This window comes from Acidobacteriota bacterium (genome assembly GCA_033549365.1).
Taxonomy (GTDB): Bacteria; Acidobacteriota; Aminicenantia; order Aminicenantales; family Saccharicenantaceae; genus JAWSUF01.
The window spans coordinates 1-21,353 of record JAWSUF010000017.1; the positions used below are offsets into that span (position 1 = coordinate 1).

The 21,353-nt window shown below is 55.2% G+C and carries 21 protein-coding genes; 10 read left to right on the plus strand and 11 right to left on the minus strand.

Features of this window, described 5'->3' with window-relative positions:
- Positions 1–409: transposase (locus SCM96_14765; GenBank protein ID MDW7761886.1), on the plus strand; the 409-nt coding region annotated here is incomplete at its 5' end.
- Between the two features lie 410 nt (positions 410–819).
- Here SCM96_14765 and SCM96_14770 read toward each other — a convergent pair.
- The 5 genes from SCM96_14770 to SCM96_14790 all read right to left on the minus strand — a co-directional run bounded on the left by SCM96_14770 (position 820) and on the right by SCM96_14790 (position 7,660).
- The gene (locus SCM96_14770) at positions 820–2,190 is read right to left on the minus strand and encodes a restriction endonuclease subunit S (GenBank protein MDW7761887.1); all 1,371 of its coding nucleotides are present in this window, start codon (positions 2,188–2,190) and stop codon (positions 820–822) included.
- Entirely contained in the window at positions 2,187–3,356 is a 1,170-nt protein-coding gene (locus SCM96_14775; protein MDW7761888.1) for a Fic family protein, read from the minus strand. The genes SCM96_14770 and SCM96_14775 overlap by 4 nt, the downstream gene beginning before the upstream one ends.
- A 161-nt stretch (positions 3,357–3,517) precedes the next feature.
- Positions 3,518–5,560: a class I SAM-dependent DNA methyltransferase gene (locus SCM96_14780; protein MDW7761889.1), complete on the minus strand. Its 2,043-nt coding sequence runs from the start codon at positions 5,558–5,560 to the stop codon at positions 3,518–3,520.
- Positions 5,561–5,568: 8 nt separating this feature from the next.
- Positions 5,569–6,537 carry an HTH domain-containing protein gene (locus tag SCM96_14785; GenBank protein ID MDW7761890.1) on the minus strand — a complete coding sequence of 323 codons (969 nt, stop codon included), beginning with the start codon at positions 6,535–6,537 and terminating at the stop codon, positions 5,569–5,571.
- Between the two features lie 250 nt (positions 6,538–6,787).
- Positions 6,788–7,660 carry a DUF4143 domain-containing protein gene (locus tag SCM96_14790; GenBank protein MDW7761891.1) on the minus strand — a complete coding sequence of 291 codons (873 nt, stop codon included), beginning with the start codon at positions 7,658–7,660 and terminating at the stop codon, positions 6,788–6,790.
- A gap of 231 nt (positions 7,661–7,891) precedes the next feature.
- Between SCM96_14790 and SCM96_14795 the strand changes: the two genes are divergently transcribed.
- A complete protein-coding gene (locus SCM96_14795; protein MDW7761892.1) occupies positions 7,892–8,212 on the plus strand; it encodes a nucleotidyltransferase domain-containing protein in 321 nt (106 codons plus the stop codon).
- A gap of 401 nt (positions 8,213–8,613) precedes the next feature.
- On the plus strand, positions 8,614–8,913 hold the full coding sequence (locus tag SCM96_14800; protein MDW7761893.1) for a nucleotidyltransferase domain-containing protein: 300 nt from the start codon (positions 8,614–8,616) through the stop codon (positions 8,911–8,913).
- Positions 8,914–9,132: 219 nt separating this feature from the next.
- Here the strand turns inward: SCM96_14800 and SCM96_14805 are convergent, their stop codons facing one another.
- Both SCM96_14805 and SCM96_14810 read right to left on the minus strand, forming a co-directional pair.
- Positions 9,133–9,330 carry a type II toxin-antitoxin system HicB family antitoxin gene (locus SCM96_14805; protein ID MDW7761894.1) on the minus strand — a complete coding sequence of 66 codons (198 nt, stop codon included), beginning with the start codon at positions 9,328–9,330 and terminating at the stop codon, positions 9,133–9,135.
- A 59-nt stretch (positions 9,331–9,389) separates the two neighbouring features.
- Positions 9,390–9,785, minus strand: coding sequence for a Smr/MutS family protein (locus tag SCM96_14810; GenBank protein ID MDW7761895.1), 396 nt, complete (start codon positions 9,783–9,785; stop codon positions 9,390–9,392).
- Between the two features lie 200 nt (positions 9,786–9,985).
- On the opposite strand from SCM96_14810, the gene SCM96_14815 reads away from it, so the two are divergent.
- Both SCM96_14815 and SCM96_14820 read left to right on the plus strand, forming a co-directional pair.
- Complete coding sequence (locus SCM96_14815) at positions 9,986–10,228, plus strand: CopG family transcriptional regulator (protein ID MDW7761896.1); 243 nt, start codon at positions 9,986–9,988, stop codon at positions 10,226–10,228.
- Positions 10,221–10,499 (plus strand): type II toxin-antitoxin system RelE/ParE family toxin, encoded by a 279-nt coding sequence (locus SCM96_14820; GenBank protein MDW7761897.1) that lies wholly within the window; start codon positions 10,221–10,223, stop codon positions 10,497–10,499. Before SCM96_14815 ends, SCM96_14820 begins: the two co-directional genes overlap by 8 nt.
- A gap of 319 nt (positions 10,500–10,818) precedes the next feature.
- On the opposite strand, the gene SCM96_14825 is transcribed toward SCM96_14820, so the two are convergent.
- Positions 10,819–11,544, minus strand: coding sequence for a CPBP family intramembrane glutamic endopeptidase (locus SCM96_14825; protein ID MDW7761898.1), 726 nt, complete (start codon positions 11,542–11,544; stop codon positions 10,819–10,821).
- 124 nt (positions 11,545–11,668) lie between these two features.
- On the opposite strand from SCM96_14825, the gene SCM96_14830 reads away from it, so the two are divergent.
- From SCM96_14830 to SCM96_14845, 4 genes are read left to right on the plus strand one after another with little or no spacing between them, the layout of a single operon-like run.
- Entirely contained in the window at positions 11,669–12,118 is a 450-nt protein-coding gene (locus tag SCM96_14830) for a nuclear transport factor 2 family protein (protein MDW7761899.1), read from the plus strand.
- Between the two features lie 12 nt (positions 12,119–12,130).
- On the plus strand, positions 12,131–13,102 hold the full coding sequence (locus tag SCM96_14835; GenBank protein MDW7761900.1) for an SDR family NAD(P)-dependent oxidoreductase: 972 nt from the start codon (positions 12,131–12,133) through the stop codon (positions 13,100–13,102).
- A 13-nt stretch (positions 13,103–13,115) separates the two neighbouring features.
- Complete coding sequence (locus SCM96_14840; GenBank protein ID MDW7761901.1) at positions 13,116–14,720, plus strand: NAD(P)/FAD-dependent oxidoreductase; 1,605 nt, start codon at positions 13,116–13,118, stop codon at positions 14,718–14,720.
- Positions 14,717–17,227 (plus strand): glycoside hydrolase family 95 protein, encoded by a 2,511-nt coding sequence (locus SCM96_14845; protein MDW7761902.1) that lies wholly within the window; start codon positions 14,717–14,719, stop codon positions 17,225–17,227. The genes SCM96_14840 and SCM96_14845 overlap by 4 nt, the downstream gene beginning before the upstream one ends.
- Here SCM96_14845 and SCM96_14850 read toward each other — a convergent pair.
- Together SCM96_14850 and SCM96_14855 are read right to left on the minus strand one after the other, a co-directional pair.
- Entirely contained in the window at positions 17,214–17,699 is a 486-nt protein-coding gene (locus SCM96_14850) for a peptidylprolyl isomerase (protein ID MDW7761903.1), read from the minus strand. The genes SCM96_14845 and SCM96_14850 overlap by 14 nt on opposite strands.
- Before the next feature lie 70 nt (positions 17,700–17,769).
- Positions 17,770–20,286 carry a protein kinase gene (locus tag SCM96_14855; GenBank protein ID MDW7761904.1) on the minus strand — a complete coding sequence of 839 codons (2,517 nt, stop codon included), beginning with the start codon at positions 20,284–20,286 and terminating at the stop codon, positions 17,770–17,772.
- Between the two features lie 114 nt (positions 20,287–20,400).
- On the opposite strand from SCM96_14855, the gene SCM96_14860 reads away from it, so the two are divergent.
- Positions 20,401–21,024, plus strand: a complete 624-nt coding sequence (locus SCM96_14860) for a CPBP family intramembrane glutamic endopeptidase (GenBank protein ID MDW7761905.1) — start codon at positions 20,401–20,403, stop codon at positions 21,022–21,024.
- A 102-nt stretch (positions 21,025–21,126) separates the two neighbouring features.
- Here the strand turns inward: SCM96_14860 and SCM96_14865 are convergent, their stop codons facing one another.
- The gene (locus SCM96_14865; GenBank protein ID MDW7761906.1) at positions 21,127–21,336 is read right to left on the minus strand and encodes a DUF2934 domain-containing protein; all 210 of its coding nucleotides are present in this window, start codon (positions 21,334–21,336) and stop codon (positions 21,127–21,129) included.
- Positions 21,337–21,353 lie beyond the last annotated feature (17 nt).

The window sequence follows — 21,353 nt, forward strand, 5'->3', positions numbered from 1 at the left end:
CACACAACCCTACGCCAAAAAGCTCATTCATGACATGTATCTTGCACCGAACAAAAAAGACGCCCTGATCGCCTACAATCGGTTCCTCTCGGAATTTGAACCGAAATATCCGAAGGCGACCGAGTGCCTGCGCAAAGATAAGGACGTTCTGTTCGCGTTTTACGATTTTCCGGCGGAACATTGGCGGCATATCCGGACAACGAATCCGATCGAATCGACGTTTGCCACCGTGCGCCACCGGACGCGGCAGACGAAGGGGTGTGGGTCTCGCACGGCGACGCTGACGATGGTCTTCAAGCTCGCCACACAAGCCGAGCGGCGCTGGAGAAAACTCAACAGCGTGACGATGTTGGCTCATGTGATTCGAGGCGTTGTGTTCGTCGACGGCGTGATGGAGAAGGCGGCCTAAATGAAACATCAGGATAGGCTCAAAGATTTCTCATACACAAGACTTGACAATATCTCCCATAGGATTAGACAGTTGACCGCAGTCACTGAGTCCTCTCCGGATCAAGCATCCATCAAGCATTCGCTTCATCTCTGATCCTCTGATGCCGCTCTTGCCCAGATAGGCACGCATCTCATGAACTTGGGGGCCGCATCTATGTCTAAGGAGTCTTTGCTAATTCCTTTGCTAAAACAGACATCACGGCAATGTCTTAGCAAAGAGCATAAGGCATTAGATATCATAGATTTATGACTGTTCCAAAGAATTTTTATAAAAATGCGGTTTGTTACCATAGCATTTGAACTCAAACCACTCCGTTTCCTGTGGGAACAAACGCAATCGGTAAATGAGGGCAATGTGCTCGGCGCCGCTCATAACTCCTCCTTCTCAAGCAACTCATTAAAACCACCGACTCCGTCTTCTTCCTCGATATTCTCGGAGGCCATTTCCTCATTAGGCTCAATTTCTTCGACTTCATCAGGCAGTTGTGCCGCCGCTTCGCGTACGTCGAGCTTACCGGTGACGACATCGGCAATCAGGCGGGTGCGGTATTCGCGGAGGAGGGCGATTTCATGACAGGCAAGGTCAAGCGACTTCCTGATTAATAAAGTTCTATTTCGAAGATATTCATGAATAAGATCCTGCTCTTGTTTAGGAGGAACGGGTAACCAGAGAGAGAGTATGCGTTCAACGGCCAGCCCAGGCTGGGCGGCAGCAATCGAGTATTGATTCAGATTCATTACGTTCAGGATGGCGCCAAACCAGCCAAGGTTGTGGTCATAACAGAGAGATACCACTACGGCGTGCTCTGATGCCCAGAATCGACCGTGCGCGAAGTGTATATTACCGCAAAGCGCACCTTGTCGGCCTATTAATACAAAGTCACCCTCATGGGTATATTTTGAAGTGAAGCCTCTTACTCCATTGCCGCCATAAACAGGATACTCGCCCTTTGAATCAATTGATTGCCCAGTGATCCCCTCCCCACTTCTCATTGTACATAGCGACTTAAGGCGCCGCACATCCCAATGCTCCGGCACATCACCCAGCCATTCCACGCCGGAGTCCTTGTAGGCGGGATAGGGTTTTCCGGTCCGCACATCGATTCTGCCGGTGACCGCTTCATGGATGACGACCTGCTTCTGCTCCTCCAGCAGCTTGATCAGCTTCTGCTTCGCCCGGATGTAGCGCTGAATCCGTCTGTCCACATAGTCAAGGAAGCGAACGATGGCGGCTTGTTCGGGGAGGGGTGGGCACGGCATCGACTGCGAGCCAAATTCCTCATAACGGAAGTCCGTTGATCGCTCTCGTATTCCCCTTTGTAGGGCTTGAATCCATTGGCTTCGTGCCATTTCTCTTAGAGCATACGCATAGTAGTGAGAATTCGTCGAGGATCTTGGCTCACAGACAGAGTATACAGGAGTGCCTTTACCATCTGCATCAGCAACTCCGATAGCTCCCGCAAAAGCATCCATGGCATGTATTACAAGGTCGCCTCGACGAATCCCCTGATAGCCTATCTCTTTCAGTGATTCAGTGAACCCACGTAAACGACGGTTTTTTCGCAAGGTAACCTTTCCATCACGGAAACATGTAATAACCTCATCAGAATCACAAACTGGTCTTTTTTTCTTGCGAAACAACCACTTAGAACGCTCGATCATCCAATGCTCCGGCACCTCCCCCAACCACGGCACTCCCGAGCCCTTCATGGCTGGATAGGGTTTGAGGTCAGCGATCATACGTTCGCATCCGGTCGGTCATCGTGAAACAGGTCGATATATCGCCTGTACATGAACCTGCGATTGCGGGCCTGGCCGGTGATTTCCTGGAGGATTTCACTGCCGACAAACTTAGAAACCAGATCATTGGCGGCGGCATAGGTGGTGCCGATCAGATCCTGGATTATCTTGACGGATACAATGGGGTGCTCGTAAAGATGTTCCAGCACGCGGTGCCCGTTGCCGGCCGCCCGGCCGAACTTCTCGGTGATCGTGGCTCGGTGCGTCTCACGCAAGGTCAGGATGCAGCGTGCGGTTTCAGTAGCCTGCTTGCTGACTTCGATGACCCCCCTCAGGAAGAACGTCAGCCAGTCTTCCCATGTCCCTCGGTTACGCACCGACTGCAGCTGATCGTAGTATTCTTGTCGGTGCTGTTTGAAAAAATGCGACAGATACAACACGGGCTTGAGCAGAATCTCCTGTTGGCACAATAGGAACGCAATCAGCAAACGTCCCACCCGGCCATTCCCATCCAGAAACGGGTGAATCGTCTCAAATTGAACATGGGCCAGCCCGATGCGGACAAGCATGGGGAGCGGCGTGTCAGAATGCAGGAACCGTTCGAGTTCGGAGAGATGATGCGCGACCTCATGAGGCGGCGGCGGAACAAACGTCGCTTCCTGGAGGGTACACCCTCCGGGACCAATCCAGTTCTGAGTGGTGCGGATTTCACCGGGTGTATGGTGCTGGCCTCGGACGCCCTTGAGCAGTTTCGCGTGAATTTCGCGAATCAGCCGGACCGAAACCGGTAGATCCTTAAGCCGCTTCAATCCGTAGTTCATCGCCCGTACGTAGTTCACAACCTCGTCAACGTCCTGGGGACGATCGGAGGTGAGAATCCGGGCTTCCGCCGCCAGGAGGTCTTGCAGCGAGCTTTGCGTCCCTTCGATCTGGCTTGAGAACACCGCCTCTTTACGAACATACATGTAGACGAACAGGTCCGGGTGCGGCAGAGTCTGGATTGATCCGTCCAGACGACCAAGGGCGCGATCCGCCTTCGACAGCAAAACCTGAATATCAGGACTGATTACTACGGCCGGATCAGGAGGAAGAGGGTTCGGAATAAACGCCCGGTAGCCGGCCGACTGTTGAACGTATCTCCCGGCTCTATAGGTGCTTGAGTTCATCTTTGGTCAAAGATCTCCATGTTGCGGTGCCTGCAACCATGCTTCCATTCAGCCCCCATACGCGCTCCAAACTATAACAAGAATAAGACTCAGTTCCATATTATAGGCTGCCTTGAATATAGCATAGAATAGCGCCCTTATTGACTCCAGACTTAAACACGTCATTGGCCACTCCCAATAATCTCCCCCAGCAGCCCCTCGGTCTCCTTCTCCAGCGCCAGGATGTCGGCGCGGATCTCCTCCAGGGTGCGAAGCGGCTTCGGCTTGTAGAAATAGCGGGTGAAGCTGATCTCGTAGCCGGTCTTGATGCTGTCGGGCACATACCAGGCGTCGGGGGCATGAGGAAGCACTTCGCGCTTCAGAAATACCTCGATTCCCCCATCCTCCAGAAGCGGAACTTGTTCGGTGTCGCGAAGATCCGGGTCAGTTTCGTACTCGACGACGGCGAGTCGGCCGCCGATCACCACCTCAAACAGGCCGCGCATCGGATCGGCAGCCGTGCCCTTCTTGTGGATCTTCCTGATAACTGGCGGCGCCTCGTTGGGGGCTGTCTGCGCCGATCCGTCCCCTGAACTGCTCACAGCGCGGGCCGTCTCTTCGGCAGACAGGCGCTCGGCGTTTTCCTTTATCGTCTTGATCTCCTTGGGGGCGTAGGCACGCTCAGGGTCGATGCCCGCAAGGCGCAGAGGGCGTTCGACAGTGACCTTCCAGTAGCCAAAGGCTTCGTTTGGGAAGATCTTGGACTGCTCGGTCTCCTTGAAGTCCAGGAAGGTTTCGCAAATGCGCGCGATGTCATCGTCTGAAAGCTCACAGTTCTTCTTGCCGAGGTTCTTGCGCAGAGGCTTGAACCACTGTGTTGCATCGATGAGCTGAACTTTGCCTCGGCGATGTTTGGGCTTTCGATTTGTCAGGACCCAGATGTAAGTGGCAATGCCGGTGTTATAGAACATGTTGAGCGGCAGGGCGACGATTGCCTCCAGCCAGTCGTTTTCGATGATCCAGCGGCGGATATTGCTTTCGCCTTGCCCGGCATCGCCGGTAAAAAGCGAGCTTCCATTGTGGACTTCGGCAATCCGGCTGCCGAGCTTCGTGCCGTGTTTCATCTTGGAGAGCATATTGGCCAGAAAGAGCATCTGGCCATCGCTCGATCGGGTGATCAGCGAATATTCAGGATCGCCTGAATGCTCGATGATGAATCGAGGATCTTTTATACCTCCCTTTCCTCCCATTCGCTCAAGGTCGCTTTTCCAACTTTTACCGTAAGGCGGATTGGAAAGCATGAAGTCAAACTCGTGCGAGGGGAAAGCATCATTGGAGAGAGTCGAATGCTCGGGGCCGCCGACGATATTGTCCGCAGCATCGCCTTCACCTTTGAGGAGAAGATCGGCCTTGCAGATGGCGTAGGTTTCGGAGTTGATCTCCTGGCCGTAAAGGTGCGTGGCCACTTTTTTGCCTTGTTTGGCGGCAAGCTCCTGAAGCGTCTCTTCGGCGACAGTCAGCATGCCGCCCGTTCCACAGGCACCGTCGTAAAGGAGATATGTGGTGGATTCGATCTGATCGGAAATCGGTTGAAAGATCAACTTAGCCATAAGCTTGACGGCATCCCTCGGAGTCCAGTGCTCCCCGGCCTCTTCGTTGTTTTCTTCGTTGAAGCGGCGAACCAGTTCTTCAAAAATCGTTCCCATGGCGTGATTGTCGAGGCCGGGATGCTTTGACGAGCCATCGCCGTTGAGCACCGGATTCGGACTGAGGTTGACGGACGGCGAAAGAAACTTCTCTATTAACGTTCCGAGGGCATCCGCCTTCGAAAGCCTTGGGATCTGATTTCTAAATTCAAATTTCTCTAAAATGTCCTGAACATTTGGCGAGAAACCATCCAAATAGGCTTCAAAATCTACTTTGAGCTGCTGTTGACTGGCTCGGGCCTTAAGATCGCGAAGAGTGAATTTGGATGTATTATAGAAGGCCTGTCCGGCCGCGGTTCGAAGCGCTCTCTCCTGATTTGTGATTCCGGCTTTATCGAGCGAAGCCTTCATATCGAGAACGGCTTGCTTGGTGGGTTCGAGCACGGAATCGAGACGGCGAAGGACGATCATCGGAAGGATGACATCACGATACTTGCCACGAACGTAGAGGTCGCGAAGAACATCATCGGCAATGCCCCAGATGAAATTGGCGATCCAGTTGAGTTGGTTTTGTTCCATGGATACTCTCAAGCCTCAAGATCTATTTTTAGTTTATCCTTGATGTATTCCCTGATATCCTTCACAACTTCGTCGTATTCGCTCTTATGAATACGCTTTGACTCAAAATCAATCTTCACGTCCTGAAGGAATTGCTCGAAGTCGGAGTTTTGATCGCAAAGCTTGTTGATGGTTTCCCAATCCAGGACTTCCCGACTACGAGCCGGATAAAGGACGCCTGAACTGTCGATATCCGCAGGATCAAGGTGAATAATTCCGATCCCAAAAGACGATGCAAGTCTTTCGAGTTCAGCGAGGAAATCATCGTCTTGAAGAATCTCGGCTGCGACAAGATACCCTTCATGGGCCCAAGAGGAATTCGATACGGCCTGAAAGAACGATTCCCTGTAATTGGCCTTGTTAAGATGTTTCTTCAGCTCAAACGAGAAAAGCCGAAGGGCATTGTTGTCCGACAATTTGTTAAACTCAATAACATTCGGTTTCCAATCTTCAATCGGCAGGTAGAAACCGACCATATCCGGGTGGATCCACTCATTGTATTTTGATTTCTGAGATTTCTCATGGAAGATCGTTTTTGTGTAAATCGAGCGGCCGCGATTGAATGTGGGGTTTGCATAGGCAAAATATGTCAGGAGCGGGTGGAGATCACGCTCATTGAAACCTGTCTTCTCCTCCGGCTTCTTCGATTCCTCTTTTTCGATTCTGGTGACGGCATCGGGCGGCAAATCGGAAGCCCGTTCCTTGAGGAAAAAGCGGGCGGGGCGACTTCCCACTCTCATAAAACGGGAAGATTCATTGTCACGAACTTCCACATAGAGCTGTGCCCCAAGGGTTCGCCAAGGGGTCTTACCGGAAGTCTTGATTTTATCGGACAGCCTTGAATCCTTGCCGATTTGCCAAATCTCCTGATACGTCAACGGTTTTGTCGCAGTCTTGAGAACGTTGTATGCCAAATCAAGGAATGAATATTGGGGCATTGGCTGTTTCTCCTCTCTCGCTTGAGAGATTCTTTGATTGCATGTCTCCCCTCGTCGCCATGGCCAAAGATTATCATCCCGGTTTCGTATCTGTCAATCCGGAAAAGGCTTGATATTCTGTAAGATACCGGATTTAGTCGAGGTGGTCGTTTCGATAACGATCCGCCAATCTCACGATCAATTCCTGATACGAGAGCGCATGGAACATGATGAGGATGTGCTTCAAGAGCAATTCACTCCCCTTCCCCCTTCAGCGCAAAAAGCCCGGAAACAAACCGATCGCGTACAAAGGGATGTTGACGAAATCATCGATCCGATCAAAGTTTCGCGGCGAGGTGCGAATAATCCGGTGCGGTTTGAATCTGTTCGCGTAGACGCGCAGGCTCTTGATGTTCCGGTTCAAACCGCTCTTTACCTCCAAGGGCACAATTTCCTGATCATGCACCACGATAAAGTCAACCTCGGCAATCCCCTCGCTGATCCAATAGTAAAGCTCTCCATGGGATAAGCGGACCAGTTCGGCGGCCACCATGTTTTCCACGAAAGCGCTCTTGTATTCGGTAAAAAATGTTTCACTTTCAACCGCAATTCGGGGTGGAATATCGACCATGGCGCCCAATAATCCGCAATCCAGCAGGTAGGCTTTGAAGCGTTGAGAGTCCGCTTGGCCCGCAAGAGGCAGCCGGGGGCGGGTGATATTGATCGATTGCAGGATCAAACCCGCATTCCGCAGCCATTCAATCGCAGACTCGAATTGACCGGCGCGACCGCCTTTGCGGACATCACTGTATTTGAATTTTTTATTCTCACGAGCCAGATGAGAAGGAATCGAGCGCCAGATTTCACCGACCCGCACGGCTTGAGTCGGAGTGGTGTATTTGGAGAAATCCCGCTCAAAAGCCATCAGGATCTCTTTTTGAATGCTTCTGGCTTGGTTCAGGTCAACCCCCTGAACGTAGGCCTGCACCACCTCGGGCATGCCGCCCAAAAACATGTATCGGCGCAGCAAATCAGAGAGGGTGTCGTTCAGGCTGTGCGCCGCGGCAACGGCGCTCTCGGCCATTTCCCTGACACCGGTGACGAAGAAAGCCAGCCACGCCTCCCAGTCCCCGGCCTCGCGCACCCGGGTCAAAAGGTCGAAGTATTCATCCCGATGCTGTTTAAAGTAGAGACTGAGATAAGGGTAATGCAGAAATCACCGGATGGGGAGGCAAAATTAAAACTTTTTCCCCTCCGAACCCTTTTTCTGGTAATATTACTCTGGTTGGATGATTTCTATGCTCGATAAAACAGCAAAAGTATCCTATTGGATTACGGCAGCTAAAAAAGACTGGCGTATTGAGGAGCTGAAAAAGTGGCTACTGGAAAAGCTGCCGTAATCAGGGACATAAAAAGGTATGTGGCCCGCCTGAATAAAAGCGGAATTCCCGTCGAAAAAGTCCTGCTTTTCGGATCATGGGCAAGAGGGAACCCTCGTAGGGAAAGCGATGTCGATATCGCCCTGATTTCGCCGGTCTTTACCGGAGACCGTTTTCTTGACAGGCGGAAAATCGTTCCCTTGCGAAGAGAGATCAATACCCGGATAGAACCGATCCCATTCAATCCGCAGACATTTGCCGAAGGCGGCATCCTAGTCGACGAGATCATCAGATACAGCGAAGAGATTGTATCCTGATATCTAGATTTCGGGAAACAGGTCGCCTTCCACCTCGACATTGATCCGGATTTTCCAACGCTTATCAAACCGGATCTCGCTTGTGCTTCCTGGAGAAAGAAAACCGGATCGACAGGCGGACGCCCCTGCACTACTCTGGAAGAGGAGAAGGCGCGATGGCCCTCAGGTCATCCGCCTCCACGGCGGCGACAGGCTCGAGATCGAAGAACAGTGATGTCCTCTTAAACCGTTCCAATAGGCGCCGGACGGCCAATCGCCGCTACACCGCCTCCACCCGGGCCTCGGGCAATAGGGCCTAAAAGAGGATCCCCCGATTGACTCCCCGGCTATTTCGATTGCATAATGATTGTACTTTGAGCAGGAATATCTTATCGAACAATCGGCAAGATCCCGAAGATTCCTTGCTTCGGGATCTTATTGATCTGGTCGTAACCGCGGTTTCACCCAAGAAAATCATTCTCTTTGGCTCCATGGTCCACGGGACAACCAAGACGGCCGGCGATATCGATCTGCTTGTGGTCATGCCCGACGGTGACTCCTGCCTGCAGTTATCCAAAGCCATATACCGAGCTCTTCACGAATTCCCCTATCCGGTGGATGTGGTCGTGGCCACGCCCGCCATGCTGAAGGAACATCAAAACAATATCGGACTGATTTATCAAACCATTCTGAAAGAAGGCCGGGAAATCTATGCCGCCTGACCCGATCCCTCCGGGAAGCGCCGCTGATCGGATATCTGATCAACCTGCTGCCTCAAGAGTTATCCGCCACCCTTCCGGTCAAATCTGAAACTTTATCCGAGCTCACCAGCTACGCCGTCATGTTCCGATATCCTGGAAGTTATGAAGATGTCGCGGAGGAAGACCTTCGCCAAGTCGTGTCTCAAGCACGGCTTGTTTTAGATTGGGCCCAATCTCTGGTCAACCAACCCTTTCCTTGAAATTCCTCTCAATTTGGATCTCTTCATCCTCAAGCAGTATATCAAAAATCTCGCGAAGGTTGCCCTGCAACTCGTCCAGGGTTTCTCCCTGCGAATGCGCGCCTGGAAAACCGGGGACATATCCGACATAAAGGCCGGTATCCGGACATTTCTCAATGATGGCGGTAAACGTTTTCATTTTTTCCTCGCAGAGGTATTTTACCACATTTCCCCTCCTCGGTTATTGCTGTCTCCTGACTAACGGGTTGCTTTCCGGGCTTCGGGTTTTATCAAATCGACGATCGTTGCGCCCCAGCCGCCTTCCCCCTCGCGGGCCATACGAAACGACTCGACTTCAGGCATCTTTTTGAGAAGCGAATGGACGGTGCGGAGCAGGGCGCCGCTTCCTTTGCCGTGGACGACTCGAACCCTGAAGATCCCCTTTTCCGCACAGGCGCCGAGATAGTCCCGAAGAAGATCCTTGACCTCGGCCGGCCTGAAGGTGTGGAGGTCGAGCTCGCCTTCGACCGGAAGATCGAGAGCGGCCGCCCCGAAGGGATCGACGACGGCTCCGCAGTCGCAGGGCACGGTATGGCCGTATTCGAAAAGGGTGATGTCATACCCTTTTCCGCATCGGAGACATTTAACAGCCATCGTACGAACTCTCCGTTTTCCGGCATTATCTCCTCTTCTTGTGAATCCGTCAATTCGCCACTATACAGACGGCCGAATGTCAGGCTTGTGAGAGCAATCCCGACCCCGGCGCGTTATTGTAAATGAAAGGTCATGCGGCATTGACAGAGCCAAAAACTGCAGATAGAATGAATTTGTTTCAAAAAGAAAGGAATTCATTCATGCCGAAAACCGTCACTCTGAGGCTTTCCGACGAGGATTACCGGAAATTCCAAAGCTTCGCCCGGGCCGACAACCGGCCCATCGCCAACGCCATCGAAACCCTCGCCCTCCGCAAGCTCGAAGAGATGCTTTTCACCGACCCCACTGAAACAGCCGCGATCATCGCCGACGAAAGCCTGACGGCTCGACTGAAATCGGGAAGCGCCCAGGCCCGCCGGAGAAAGGGCCGCTTTATTGAGTGATTACCGGATCTTCGAGACGGATCAGTTCCAGGACGACCTCGGAAGGATCACAAGCCATCGGAAGCAGAAAATCGCCGTCAAGCTCCGGACCCATGTGTATCCCCAATTCAGGCTTCAGCCTTACTATGGAAAGAACATCAGAAAGCTGAAGGATTACACACCGGAGACATGGCGGTACCGCATCGGGGATTATCGTTTTTTCTACGAGATCGACGACAAGCGCAAGATCGTTTTCATGATTGCGGCCGATCTCCGGTCAAGAAGCTATTGACCCGGGATCGAGCCGATCGATATGGCGATTCAAAAATTCTCCAAAATCCGTCGTCGGGCAGGATGAAGTGATTGTCCCCTTCGACCGTCCAGGTCCGGACATTTCCGGGAGCGCGGGCGGTCAATCCATGGTCTTCCGGGGGAAATATTTGTCCGTAAGTCACATGAATATTGATCATGGGACCGATCATGAGCCTTGGAATAAAAAACAGGGCCGCGGCGAGGCCCGCAATGACGATGACAAGCAAAACGAAAGCCATGGTTTTCCGGCATTATCCCCTCTTCTCGTGAATCCGTCAAAGAGAAGAGGAAACATCGATCTACAGCAAGCCCAGGGCGATGGCGATAAAGCTGGGACCGTTGAGTCCGCCGTGCAAAATGACGCCCACCCAGGTGTTCTTCGTCTTCTGCACGACGTAGGACAGAATGAAGAGAAGCGGCATCAGGGTCAGAAGCAGTTGCCATCCGAACGCAACATGGAAAAGCCCCCATCCTGCGGCATGGACAATCCAAGCCCACTTGCCGAAAGCGATCTCTTGACGGGGAAGCATGACGCCGCGCCAGAGGATTTCTTCGCCGAGAATATTGAGGATCCAATAGGGAAGCCAAACGGCAAGGAGCCAGTGCCGCCCGGGAGCCAACGGCTCAAAGGACATGAAGACGGGCGTATGATCGAAAGTTCCGGCCACGGCGGCGAGCCCCGCCATCACCAGGCCGCTCGCGGCGCCGCTCGCCGCAAGGCCTCCGGCCGCCCAGGCGATATCCTTTGCGGTCAGCCGCCGGAACCGCATCCGGTCCATCCATGTCGTTTTGTCAAGCCTTTGACCCTCGGCCCTCAGGATCAGGATCGCGGCGATGATAAGCGGGAGAAAAACGCCGAGCCCGCCGACAAGGAACCAGAAGAAAATCGTCTCCATCCCCGTCGTCTTCGCCAGGAACGGGATGGAGTACCGGGTCATAACAATCAGCAGGAGCATCGCCGGAGCATAGACGGCAAGGGACAGCCCGATCCCCATGGGTTTGAGAGGGAGTCGTTCGTGGATCATTTTTGAATATCATAATGCGGAATTGGAGACAATTCAACGGATCTAAAAGGATGTCGAGGCGCAGTTCGCAGCGGGCGGCAGATGGGATATTGCGCCGATGCGGAAATGTGATAACTTAGGACCCATGAAGACTTTGGACGGCAATGAGATCACGGTTGAGACCATCAGGGAACTCTGGTCCAAAACCTACAACACCGAGGGAAAACCCGACTGGTCCCACATCCTCCCCTATTACGACAAGGACATTCGTTTCCGGGATTCCATTCAGGAATTGCGGGGAATCGAAGCCTTCACGGCCATGACGGAACGCCTGGCCCGGCGTTCCAAAGGCCTGAAAATGAAAGTTGTCCATGCCGTCAAAGCGGATCGCATCGTTTTTATCGAATGGGAAATGACCATCGCGTTCAAGAAAAATCCAAGTTCCGTGCTCTACGGCGCAAGCCGGCTGACCCTGAATCCGGAAGGAAAAATCATCGAGCAGCGGGACTATTACGATTTGTGGGGAGACATTTTCGACAACATCCCGAGATTCGGCAAAGCCTACAGGAAGTTCATGAAGAAAAAGTTCGGATAATCGATCACAGCCATGAAAAACAACGGAAAATTCTTCCAGTACTTCAAAGAGTATCGATGGTCGAATATCTTCGCCATGATCGGAAACAGCCGGTTGGACCCGAAAATCTGCCGCGAAAGCTTCAACAACAGGCTTGTCGTCATCACCGGAGCCACATCGGGCATCGGTTATCACACAGCCAGAAAGTATGCCGCTCGCGGGGCGAACCTGTTGTGCATCAATCGAAATCCCCGAAAATCGGACGATCTTCGCCGTGAAATTGAAAACGAGTTCGGCGTCCGGTGCGATTTCCGAATCGCCGATTTGAGCCGTCTGAACGATATCGTCCGGGTTTCGAACGACCTGTCGCAGTTTGAAACGCCGGTGGATGTCCTGATTCATAACGCCGGGATCTACCTGACCAGGCGGGAATCCACTCCCGACGGTCTGGAGAAAGTTTTCGCCGTTCATTACCTGGCGTCCTTTATCATGAATTATATTCTGATCGAGAAACTGAAAGCGCAGTCCAAGGCCCGGATCGTGATTGTCGGTTCGGAAGGACACCGGTTTGCCGCTTGGGGTTTGAACCTTGACGATTTGAATTGGGAAAAACGGAAATACACGGGATTGAGAAGCTACGGCTCCGCCAAAACCGCCCAGCTTTTATCCATGATCGTGTTCAATGAATCCTTTCAGGGCTCGGGCGTCACGATCAACACCATGCATCCCGGGGCGGTCAAAACTGATTACGGCCGGGAAAACGGGCCGGTTTACCAATGGTTGAAAAGAAACGTTTACGACAAGCGGTTTCAATCCCCCGAAATATCGGCCGAAGCCCTGTATTATCTCGGAGTTTCCAAGGAGATCGAAGGCGTGAGCGGAAAATTTTTCAACTTGACCGCCGAAGAAGAGCCCGCGCCGCCGGCCCGAGATCGAGAGGTGGCCCTTGAGCTCTGGGATCACACTCTGAAACTCCTGTCATCGCATGGCGTGACGTTCAAATGACGGATGCGAAAACATGACGGACCATCTCTATGATACGGTCGTTGTCGGCGGAGGGATCGCCGGCTTGACGGCTTCGGCTTACCTGGCGCGCGCCGGTCAAAACGTCCTTCTTATAGAAAAGAACAGGGAGTGCGGAGGACTGGTCAATTCGTTTTCCCGCGACGGATTTCATTTCGACGCCGGAGTCCGGGCACTGCTCGATGCCGGGATCATTTTCACAATGCTCAAGGATCTGAACATCCGGCTCGACGCCGTGAAAAGCCCGGTCTCCCTGGGCATTGAAAACGAAGTTCTGCACATCGAAAACCTGGACAGTTTGTCCGGCTACCGGGATCTCCTGAAGAAATTCTATCCGGAAAGCGGGCGGGACATCGACAAGGTGATCCGGATCATCCGGAAGATCATGAAACACATGGACGTTCTCTACGGGATCGAGAATCCCGTTTTCAAAGACCTCAAGCGCGACAGGGCCTTCTTTTTTAAAACGCTTCTCCCCTGGTTTCCCCGGTTCGTATGGACCGTCCGGAAAATCAACCGCATGGCCGGCCCGGTCGAGGACTATCTGAAAACAATCGTCGGGAATCCCTCTCTCAGGGACATGATCTCCCAGCATTTTTTCAGAAACACCCCGACTTTTTTCGCCTTGAGCTACTTTTCGCTCTACCTCGATTATTTCTATCCCCGGGGCGGCGTGGGCAAGGTGTCGGATGCGCTCCGGAATAAATTGGAGGAATTCGGAGGCGAAATCAAAACGGAAACGAAGATCACCGGCGTCTTTCCCGATCAGCGCCTTGTGACGGACGAACGGAATATCCGCTATCGATACCGGAACCTGGTCTGGGCCGCCGATCTGAAAACGCTCTACCGGACGGCCGAAATCCAAAACCTGCCGCCGAAGATCCGAACGAAAATCGAGACCGCCCGGGAGATGATGCTGAAAAACCGGGGGGGAGATTCCGTTTTCACCTTGTTCCTGGAAGTCGACGAGCCGCTTGAAAGTTTCGGGAAGATCGCCCACGGGCACTTTTTTTATACCCCTTCGCGCCGGGGATTGGGCGAAACGCACCGCGAAGAGCTCGACTCTCTCTTGCGACGCTTTGCGGAAGTCAAAAAAGAACAGGTTCTGGCCTGGCTCGACAAGTTCACCCGTTTCCACACCTACGAAATTTCCATTCCCGGCCTGAAAGATGCCGCACTGGCGCCTTCGGGCAAAACGGGGGTGATTGTCAGTTTCCTTGCCGAATATGAATTATTCCGACTCATTCGTGAAGCCGGCTGGCTCGATGAGTTCATAACGGAACTCGAGAATCGCATTTTGCGGGTCCTCTCGGATTCCCTCTACCCGATGCTGAAAGATAAAGTCGAGGCGCGTTTTTCCTTTACCCCCTTAAGCATTGAAAACAGGATCGGCAGTTCCGAAGGCGCCATCACGGGATGGGCCTTTCAGAAACGTATGCCGGTCATCAACAAAATTCAAATCTCGGACCGCTCCGTTCTGACACCCATCCCTTCCGTTTATCAGGCGGGCCAATGGGCTTACAGTCCCGCGGGCGTGCCGATGTCGATTCTGACGGGGAAACTGGCGGCCGATAAAATTCTGAAAAGGAGGGACCCGTGACGGCAACACACTTGAGACGAGCCCCGGCCGCGGCGGCCGTCGCCGCCCTGGTGGTGCTTCTGACCATCCCGGCCGTCATCGAAATTCAGGCGGCAACTCCGGCCCGGGAAAAAGCCGGCGACGGGATCGATCCCGCCACTCATCTCTGGTACACCCAACCCGCGGAAAAATGGGAAAACGCCCTGCCCGTCGGAAACGGGCGGCTCGGCGCCATGGTTTTCGGCAAAACCGGCGAGGAGGAGATCCAACTCAACGAGGAGACCTACTGGTCGGGCGGGCCGTATTCCACGGTCGTCAAGGGGGCCGCCGCGGCCCTTCCCGAAATCCAAAAGCTCGTTTTCGACGGCAACTACAAGAAAGCCCACATCCTGTTCGGCCGAAACCTGATGGGCTATCCGATCGAGCAGATGAAATACCAGTCGCTCGGCCGCCTGGTTCTCCGCTTCCCGTCGAAAGAAACCGACCCCGTGACGGAATACCGGCACATGCTCGACCTCGATGCCGCCGTCGTCCGGACTGAATACGTTCAGGAAGGCGTGCGCTTCACGCGGGAGGTCTTCGTAAGCCCCGTGGACCAGGTCATCGTCGTCCGGATCACGGCCGACCGGCCGGGCCAAGTGTCGTTCAAGGCCCAGCTCCGGGGCGAGAGGAACACGGCCCACTCGAACTATGCAACCGACTATTTCCGGATGGACGGCCTCGCGCCCGACGGCCTCGTCGTCCGCGGGAAATCGGCGGATTACATGGGCGTTGCGGGAGCGCTTCGCTACGAAAGCCGGCTCAAGGCCGTACTCGAGGGCGGGACGATGAGCCTGGATTGGGACGAACTCAGCGTGACCGGCGCCGACGCCGTGACGCTTTTCATCGCCGCGGCCACGAACTTCGTCAACTACAAGGACGTCAGCGGCGACCCCCGCGCCCGCGTCGAGGCGGCTCTGGCGGCCGCAGCCGGCAAATCCTACGAGACACTGAAGACCGCCCATCTCGAAGAGCACGGGCGCCTTTTCCGCCGCGTATCCCTCGCCCTTCCCGAGACGCCGAATTCCCGGCTGCCGACCGACGAACGGCTGAAGAATTTCGACGGGACGAACGACCCGGCGCTTGCCGCCCTCATCTTCCAGTTCGGCCGTTACCTCCTCATCTCGTCTTCGCGCCCGGGAACGCAGCCGGCCAACCTCCAGGGAATCTGGAACAAGGACATGAATCCCATGTGGGATTCGAAATACACGACAAACATCAACACCGAGATGAACTACTGGCCGGCCGAGGTCGGCAACCTGTCCGAGTGCGCCGAGCCGCTTTTCCGCATGATCCGCGAACTCACGGATCAGGGAAGTCAGGTGGCCCGCCAACACTACGGCGCCCGCGGCTGGGTCTTCCACCAGAACACCGACCTCTGGCGGGTCGCGGCGCCCATGGACGGGCCGAGTTGGGGGACCTTTACGACGGGCGGGGCATGGCTTGCGACGCACCTCTGGGAGCGCTATCTGTACACGGGCGACAAGGCCTTCCTTGCCGAATCCTATCCCATCCTCAAAGGCAGCGCCGAGTTCTTCCTGGATTTTCTGGTCCCTCACCCCGAGAAAGGCTGGCTGGTGACGAATCCCTCGACGTCGCCGGAAAACTTCCCGGCCGTTCCCGGCCAGACGCCGTTTTTCGACGAGATCACGATGTTCCGGACGACGACCACGATCTGCGCCGGATCGACCATCGACATGGCCATCCTCGACACGCTCTTCGGAGCGGTCGCCCGGGCGGCCGACATTCTCGGTGTCGACCGGGATTTCAAGGAACGCGTTCTTGCGGCCAAGGCCCGGTTGGCGCCCATGCAGATCGGGCGGAAGGGAAACCTCCAGGAATGGCTCGAGGACTGGGACGAGACCGAAAAAAGCCATCGCCATATCTCGGGGCTCTGGGGCCTTTTTCCGGGAAACCTGGTTTCGCCGAGGCGGACGCCGGAGTTCACCGAGGGCGCCAAAGTCGTCCTGGAGCAGCGCGGACTTCCCGGGAACGGCTGGGCTTCGGCCTGGAAGGCCGCCTGCTGGGCCCGGCTCGGTGACGGCGCAAAGGCTTTGGAGAACTTCGCCTACGCCATGAAGAATTACGCGACGGACAGCCTGTTTTCGATCTGCTCGCGCGCGATGCAGGTCGACGGATCCTTCGGGATGTCGGCGGCCGTGGCCGAGATGCTTCTCCAGTCGCACGAGGATGAGCTGGCGCTCCTTCCGGCCGTGCCGGCATCCTGGGAAGACGGGGAGTTCCGGGGCCTCGTCGCCCGCGGCGGTTTCGAGGTCGACATGCGCTGGAAAGACGGGCGGATCGAGAGCGCAACGATTCTTTCGCGGAGCGGAAATCCCTGCCGCATTCGGACGGTCGTTCCTCTGAAGGTCGATGTCCGGGGACGCGCCGTATCCGTGCAGCGGCCGGAACCGGGCGTCATCGAGTTCAAGACGGAACCGGGAGCCGCATACACGCTGACGCCCGAGAGCCGCCTCAGTCCTCGCTGACGGTCACCTTGGTCATGACGTCGTTTGCCCGGACGGCGTCGACAACATCCTGGCCCTTGACGACTCGGCCGAAGACAGTGTGCTTGCCGTTGAGGTGCGGCTGGGGCGAATGCGTGATGAAGAACTGGCTGCCGTTGGTGTCGGGGCCGGCGTTGGCCATGGAGATCACCCCCGTCTCGTGCTTCAGGGGGTTTCCGGAAAATTCGTCGCCGAATTTATAACCCGGGCCTCCCCTCCCCGTTCCGGTCGGGTCGCCGCCCTGGATCATGAAGTCGGGGATCACACGGTGGAAGCGGACGCCGTCGTAGAATCCCTCACGGGCCAGGAAGACGAAGTTGTTGACCGTCTGGGGGGCGGACTTGGGGGCGAGTTCGAGTTCGATCGTTCCGCGGACGGTTTCGATTTTCACGGTGTAACGCTTTTCGGCATCGATCGCCATCGCCGGAGGGGCGGGCCATTGCTTGTTTGACATGAGGACTCCTCTACGGTCGGATTCAGACCCCCACGATACCAGATTTGGGAGGCTTAACCAAGAGGACTTTTTAGAGTTTTTTGAACTTCTTAAGTTCTTTGAGGTAAAATTCCTTCTGATTTTTCAGGATGCTCTGGAAACGGGGATCGCCGCGAAGGGGCTTGAAATTGGGATTGCGGGAGAGAGAGGGATAGGGGTAGAGATACATCCCGCGCTCGGCGAATCCGGTTTCGATCCCTTTTTCAATATTCAGCAGGGCCTCGTCCTTCATCCCCAGGATGAGGTAAAAGCACGTTCCTTCGGGTGAAAGCCACCGGTTTGTCACCGGCAGGGCCGGGACATGTTCCTCCCCCGTCCCATTCATCAAGGCCATCCCCTTTTCCCTGTCCCCTCTGGTCACGGCGATGAGAGCGGATGGAAGGAAAGGTCTGCGTTTCATGGGGTCGATTCTCTCGAAGGCTTGGATCGCCATCTCGGCTTCTTCGAGATGTCCCGTCATCACCAATTGGATGGCATAGGCGTTTAAAACCTGCAGGTCGGCCGCGCCGATGAACAGGGCCTTTTTCATCAGTTTTAGGGCGCTTGCGTGCCGGCCCATGTAGGCCCGGCATTGGGCGATCTGCATGAGGGTCTCGGGATCATGAGGGTCCAGCCGGGCGGCCCGCTTCAGATATTTGACGGCCTGGTCATAAAGGCCCAGACTTCGGAGGAAGGCCCCGGCATCCCGGTTGACCATGACGCTTTCCGGATCGAGATTGAGAGCCCGCTGAAAATGCTCGAAAGCCTTGGCATTGTTGCCTTCGGTGAACATGGCCCAACCGAGGCCGAGGTTCGTTTCCGGCAGATAGGGATTGATGTGAAAAGCCGTCCGGTAAGCCTGGAGCATCCGGTCCAGGACTTCCCTGTTTTTGTCTCCACCGGGGATGTTGTAATGCGCCTCGTAGGTATACCCCAATCCCCAGTAAGCGAGGGCATAGCCGGGATCGATCTCGATGGCCTTTTCAAAATGGCTCACCGCTTCTTCAAAGTCCTTGCGGTAAACAACCATGCCGTCGAGGTAATGATTGTAGGCCTCGATGTTTTTCGGCTCCCGGCCGCGCTTGATCGTCCGCAGCTGTTCCTCGACAAGATCGACCTTGAGGGCCCGGGCTAGGAGCACGGGGATCTGATCCTCCAGTTCGAAATAGGCTTCTTTGGGGCGAACGATAATGAAGGATTGGAGGATTTCGCTTTTGGGAGCGTCAATGAGGTTGGCCGTCAATCGATAATCGGCTTCGTCCGCGCTGGGATAGAGACGCAGAAGATATTTTGCGCCGAGATCCTTACCGATTGTCTTGTCGGCGCGGCGCGGATTTCCGTAATCCGCCACGGTCTCCCAGGGGATGACCCGGAGGCGGGGGATGCTGGAAAGCTTCTGAATGGTGTTGGCCTGCAGGCCGCGCATTTGCTGACGGAGAGATTCCTCCACATCGCCTCTTAGATCCAACTGGACGGCGATCGACGGCATGAGGGATTTGATGGGGAGGGCTTGGAAGGCCAGAAGAGCGGCAACGCCCAGAACAAGAAGTCCGGCGGCCGGGCGCAGGGCTTTCGACAGAAACAACGGACGGGATTGCGGCGCAGGTCCGGGCTCAACCAATTTTTCGAGATCGGTCAGGATTTCACCGGCATTTCGGTACCGCCGCTCAGGTTGTTTCTCCAGGCAGATCATGATGATCCGGGCCAGCGCGGCTGGAATATCGGGATTCGCCTTGCGGGGATCCCGGGGCGCCTCACTCAGATGTTTCCTGGCCAGAGCGGCGGCGCTTGAGGCTTTGAAAGGCGGATGCCCGGTGACCATTTCATAGAGCAGGACACCCAGCGAATAGATATCGGCCCGGTGATCGATGGCCCGGTTTTCGATCTGTTCCGGGGCGGTGTAGGCCGGCGTTCCCTCGGCCGGTCCTTTTTCCGTGAGCCCGACGGAACTCGCCAGCCGGGCCAGCCCGAAATCCATGATCTCCGCCTTTCCGTCCCCGTCGATCATGATGTTCTGAGGCTTCAGGTCGCAGTGGATGATGCCCCGGCGATGGGCTTCGCCCAGACCCCGGCAGATCTGCACGGCGATGGGAACGGCCTGGGCGGTGTCGAGGCGACCGACCTTCCTGATCAGACTGCGAAGATTCTCTCCTCGGACATAGGCCATGGTGATATAGGGGATGCCGCCCGACTCGTTCAGGTCGTAGACGCGGGCCACGTTTTTGTGAATGACCCGGCGGGCGGTTTTAAGTTCGGACCGGAAACGATCCAGGGCCTTCCGGTTGCAGGCGGCTTCCGACCGGATAAGTTTGAGGGCGATTTCCTCGTCGATCTTCCTGTCGAGGACCCGGTAGACCCGGCCCATGCCGCCTTCGCCCAGAAGCTCGATGACCCGGTAGCGGCCGGCGAAGACATCGCCGGTTCGGAGTTCGATCCCGGGGAGGATTTGGGTTTCAGAGAGGTTTTCGTCGGTGTCGCCTGAGGAGGACGAGTCGACGAGCGGAGTTCCGCAATCACCGCAGAAGTTTTGTATGTCGGGATTTTCCCCCGTGCATCTCGGGCATATCACCCGTACAGCCCTCGCCGCAACATTTTTAATATAAGTACAATCGGGGCTTAAGTCAATAACGCTTTGCCGCTGCTTCTTATCGCCGGCCGCCGCGGACATCCGGCGGATTACGGCTTGACCCTGAAGAGTCTGAAGCGCCAACTGGATATTTTCATGACGGCGCTTGTGCCTTTCGCGATCGCTTCCCTGGCCTTTGCCTTTCTCAACCCCAAACGATGGGATCACGCAATTCTCCTGGCGGGAATCCGCATCGCGCTTCTTTTCACACTGGCTCTCATCATGAGGAAAAAACCGACGGTCTCCGCCGGCGCCATGCTTCCGGGATTTGTTCTTGTCATGCTCGCCGGAGATCCCGCAGCGCAGGGGTTCATGGAAAAAACCATGATCTCGACCGTTTTCTTTATCATGTTCCTGGGACCCGGCGAAGAGCTGCTGTTCCGGGGATACATCCAGTCGCGGCTGAATTCAGCCTGGAGACGGCCGTTTCGCTTCTATGGAGTTTCGTGGGGCTGGGGCGTTATCATGACCTCGGCTCTGTTCGGATTGATGCATGTTTTGAGCCTCGGCGATCTGATTGGGGGCGACTGGCGCTTGTCGTGGAGCTCCGGATTCTGGACATTCTTCAGCGGACTGGTCTACAGCTACGTCCGGGAGAAATCCGGCGGCATTCTCGTCCCCGCGCTCCTCCACGGCTTCCCTCAAGCCATTGCGTACAGCATCATGATGTCGGCTCCGTAAGAGGATTGACTCTTTCAACTCCCCGATCATCTTCGCGGCGATGGCCCATATCCCGGTTCTGGAGCCCGCCAACCCCCGGGAGACCTGCAAGATGTTCCGTTTCTACTTCAGCTTGTGCTTTTTCTTGATTTCTCGTTCCGCCTGCAGCCAGTCGGAAAGAGCATCTCCCGGCCCGTCGCCTCTTTCCATACAGATTTCGTGGGCACGCCTGGAAATTTCTTCCTGTATTTTTACGGGATCCGGTTTTTTCCGGGTCCGGGGCGCTGCTTTTACGGTTTTCGGCGATTTCGTGGTTTTGGTCGTTTTTGCCATAACTCATCTCCTTACGG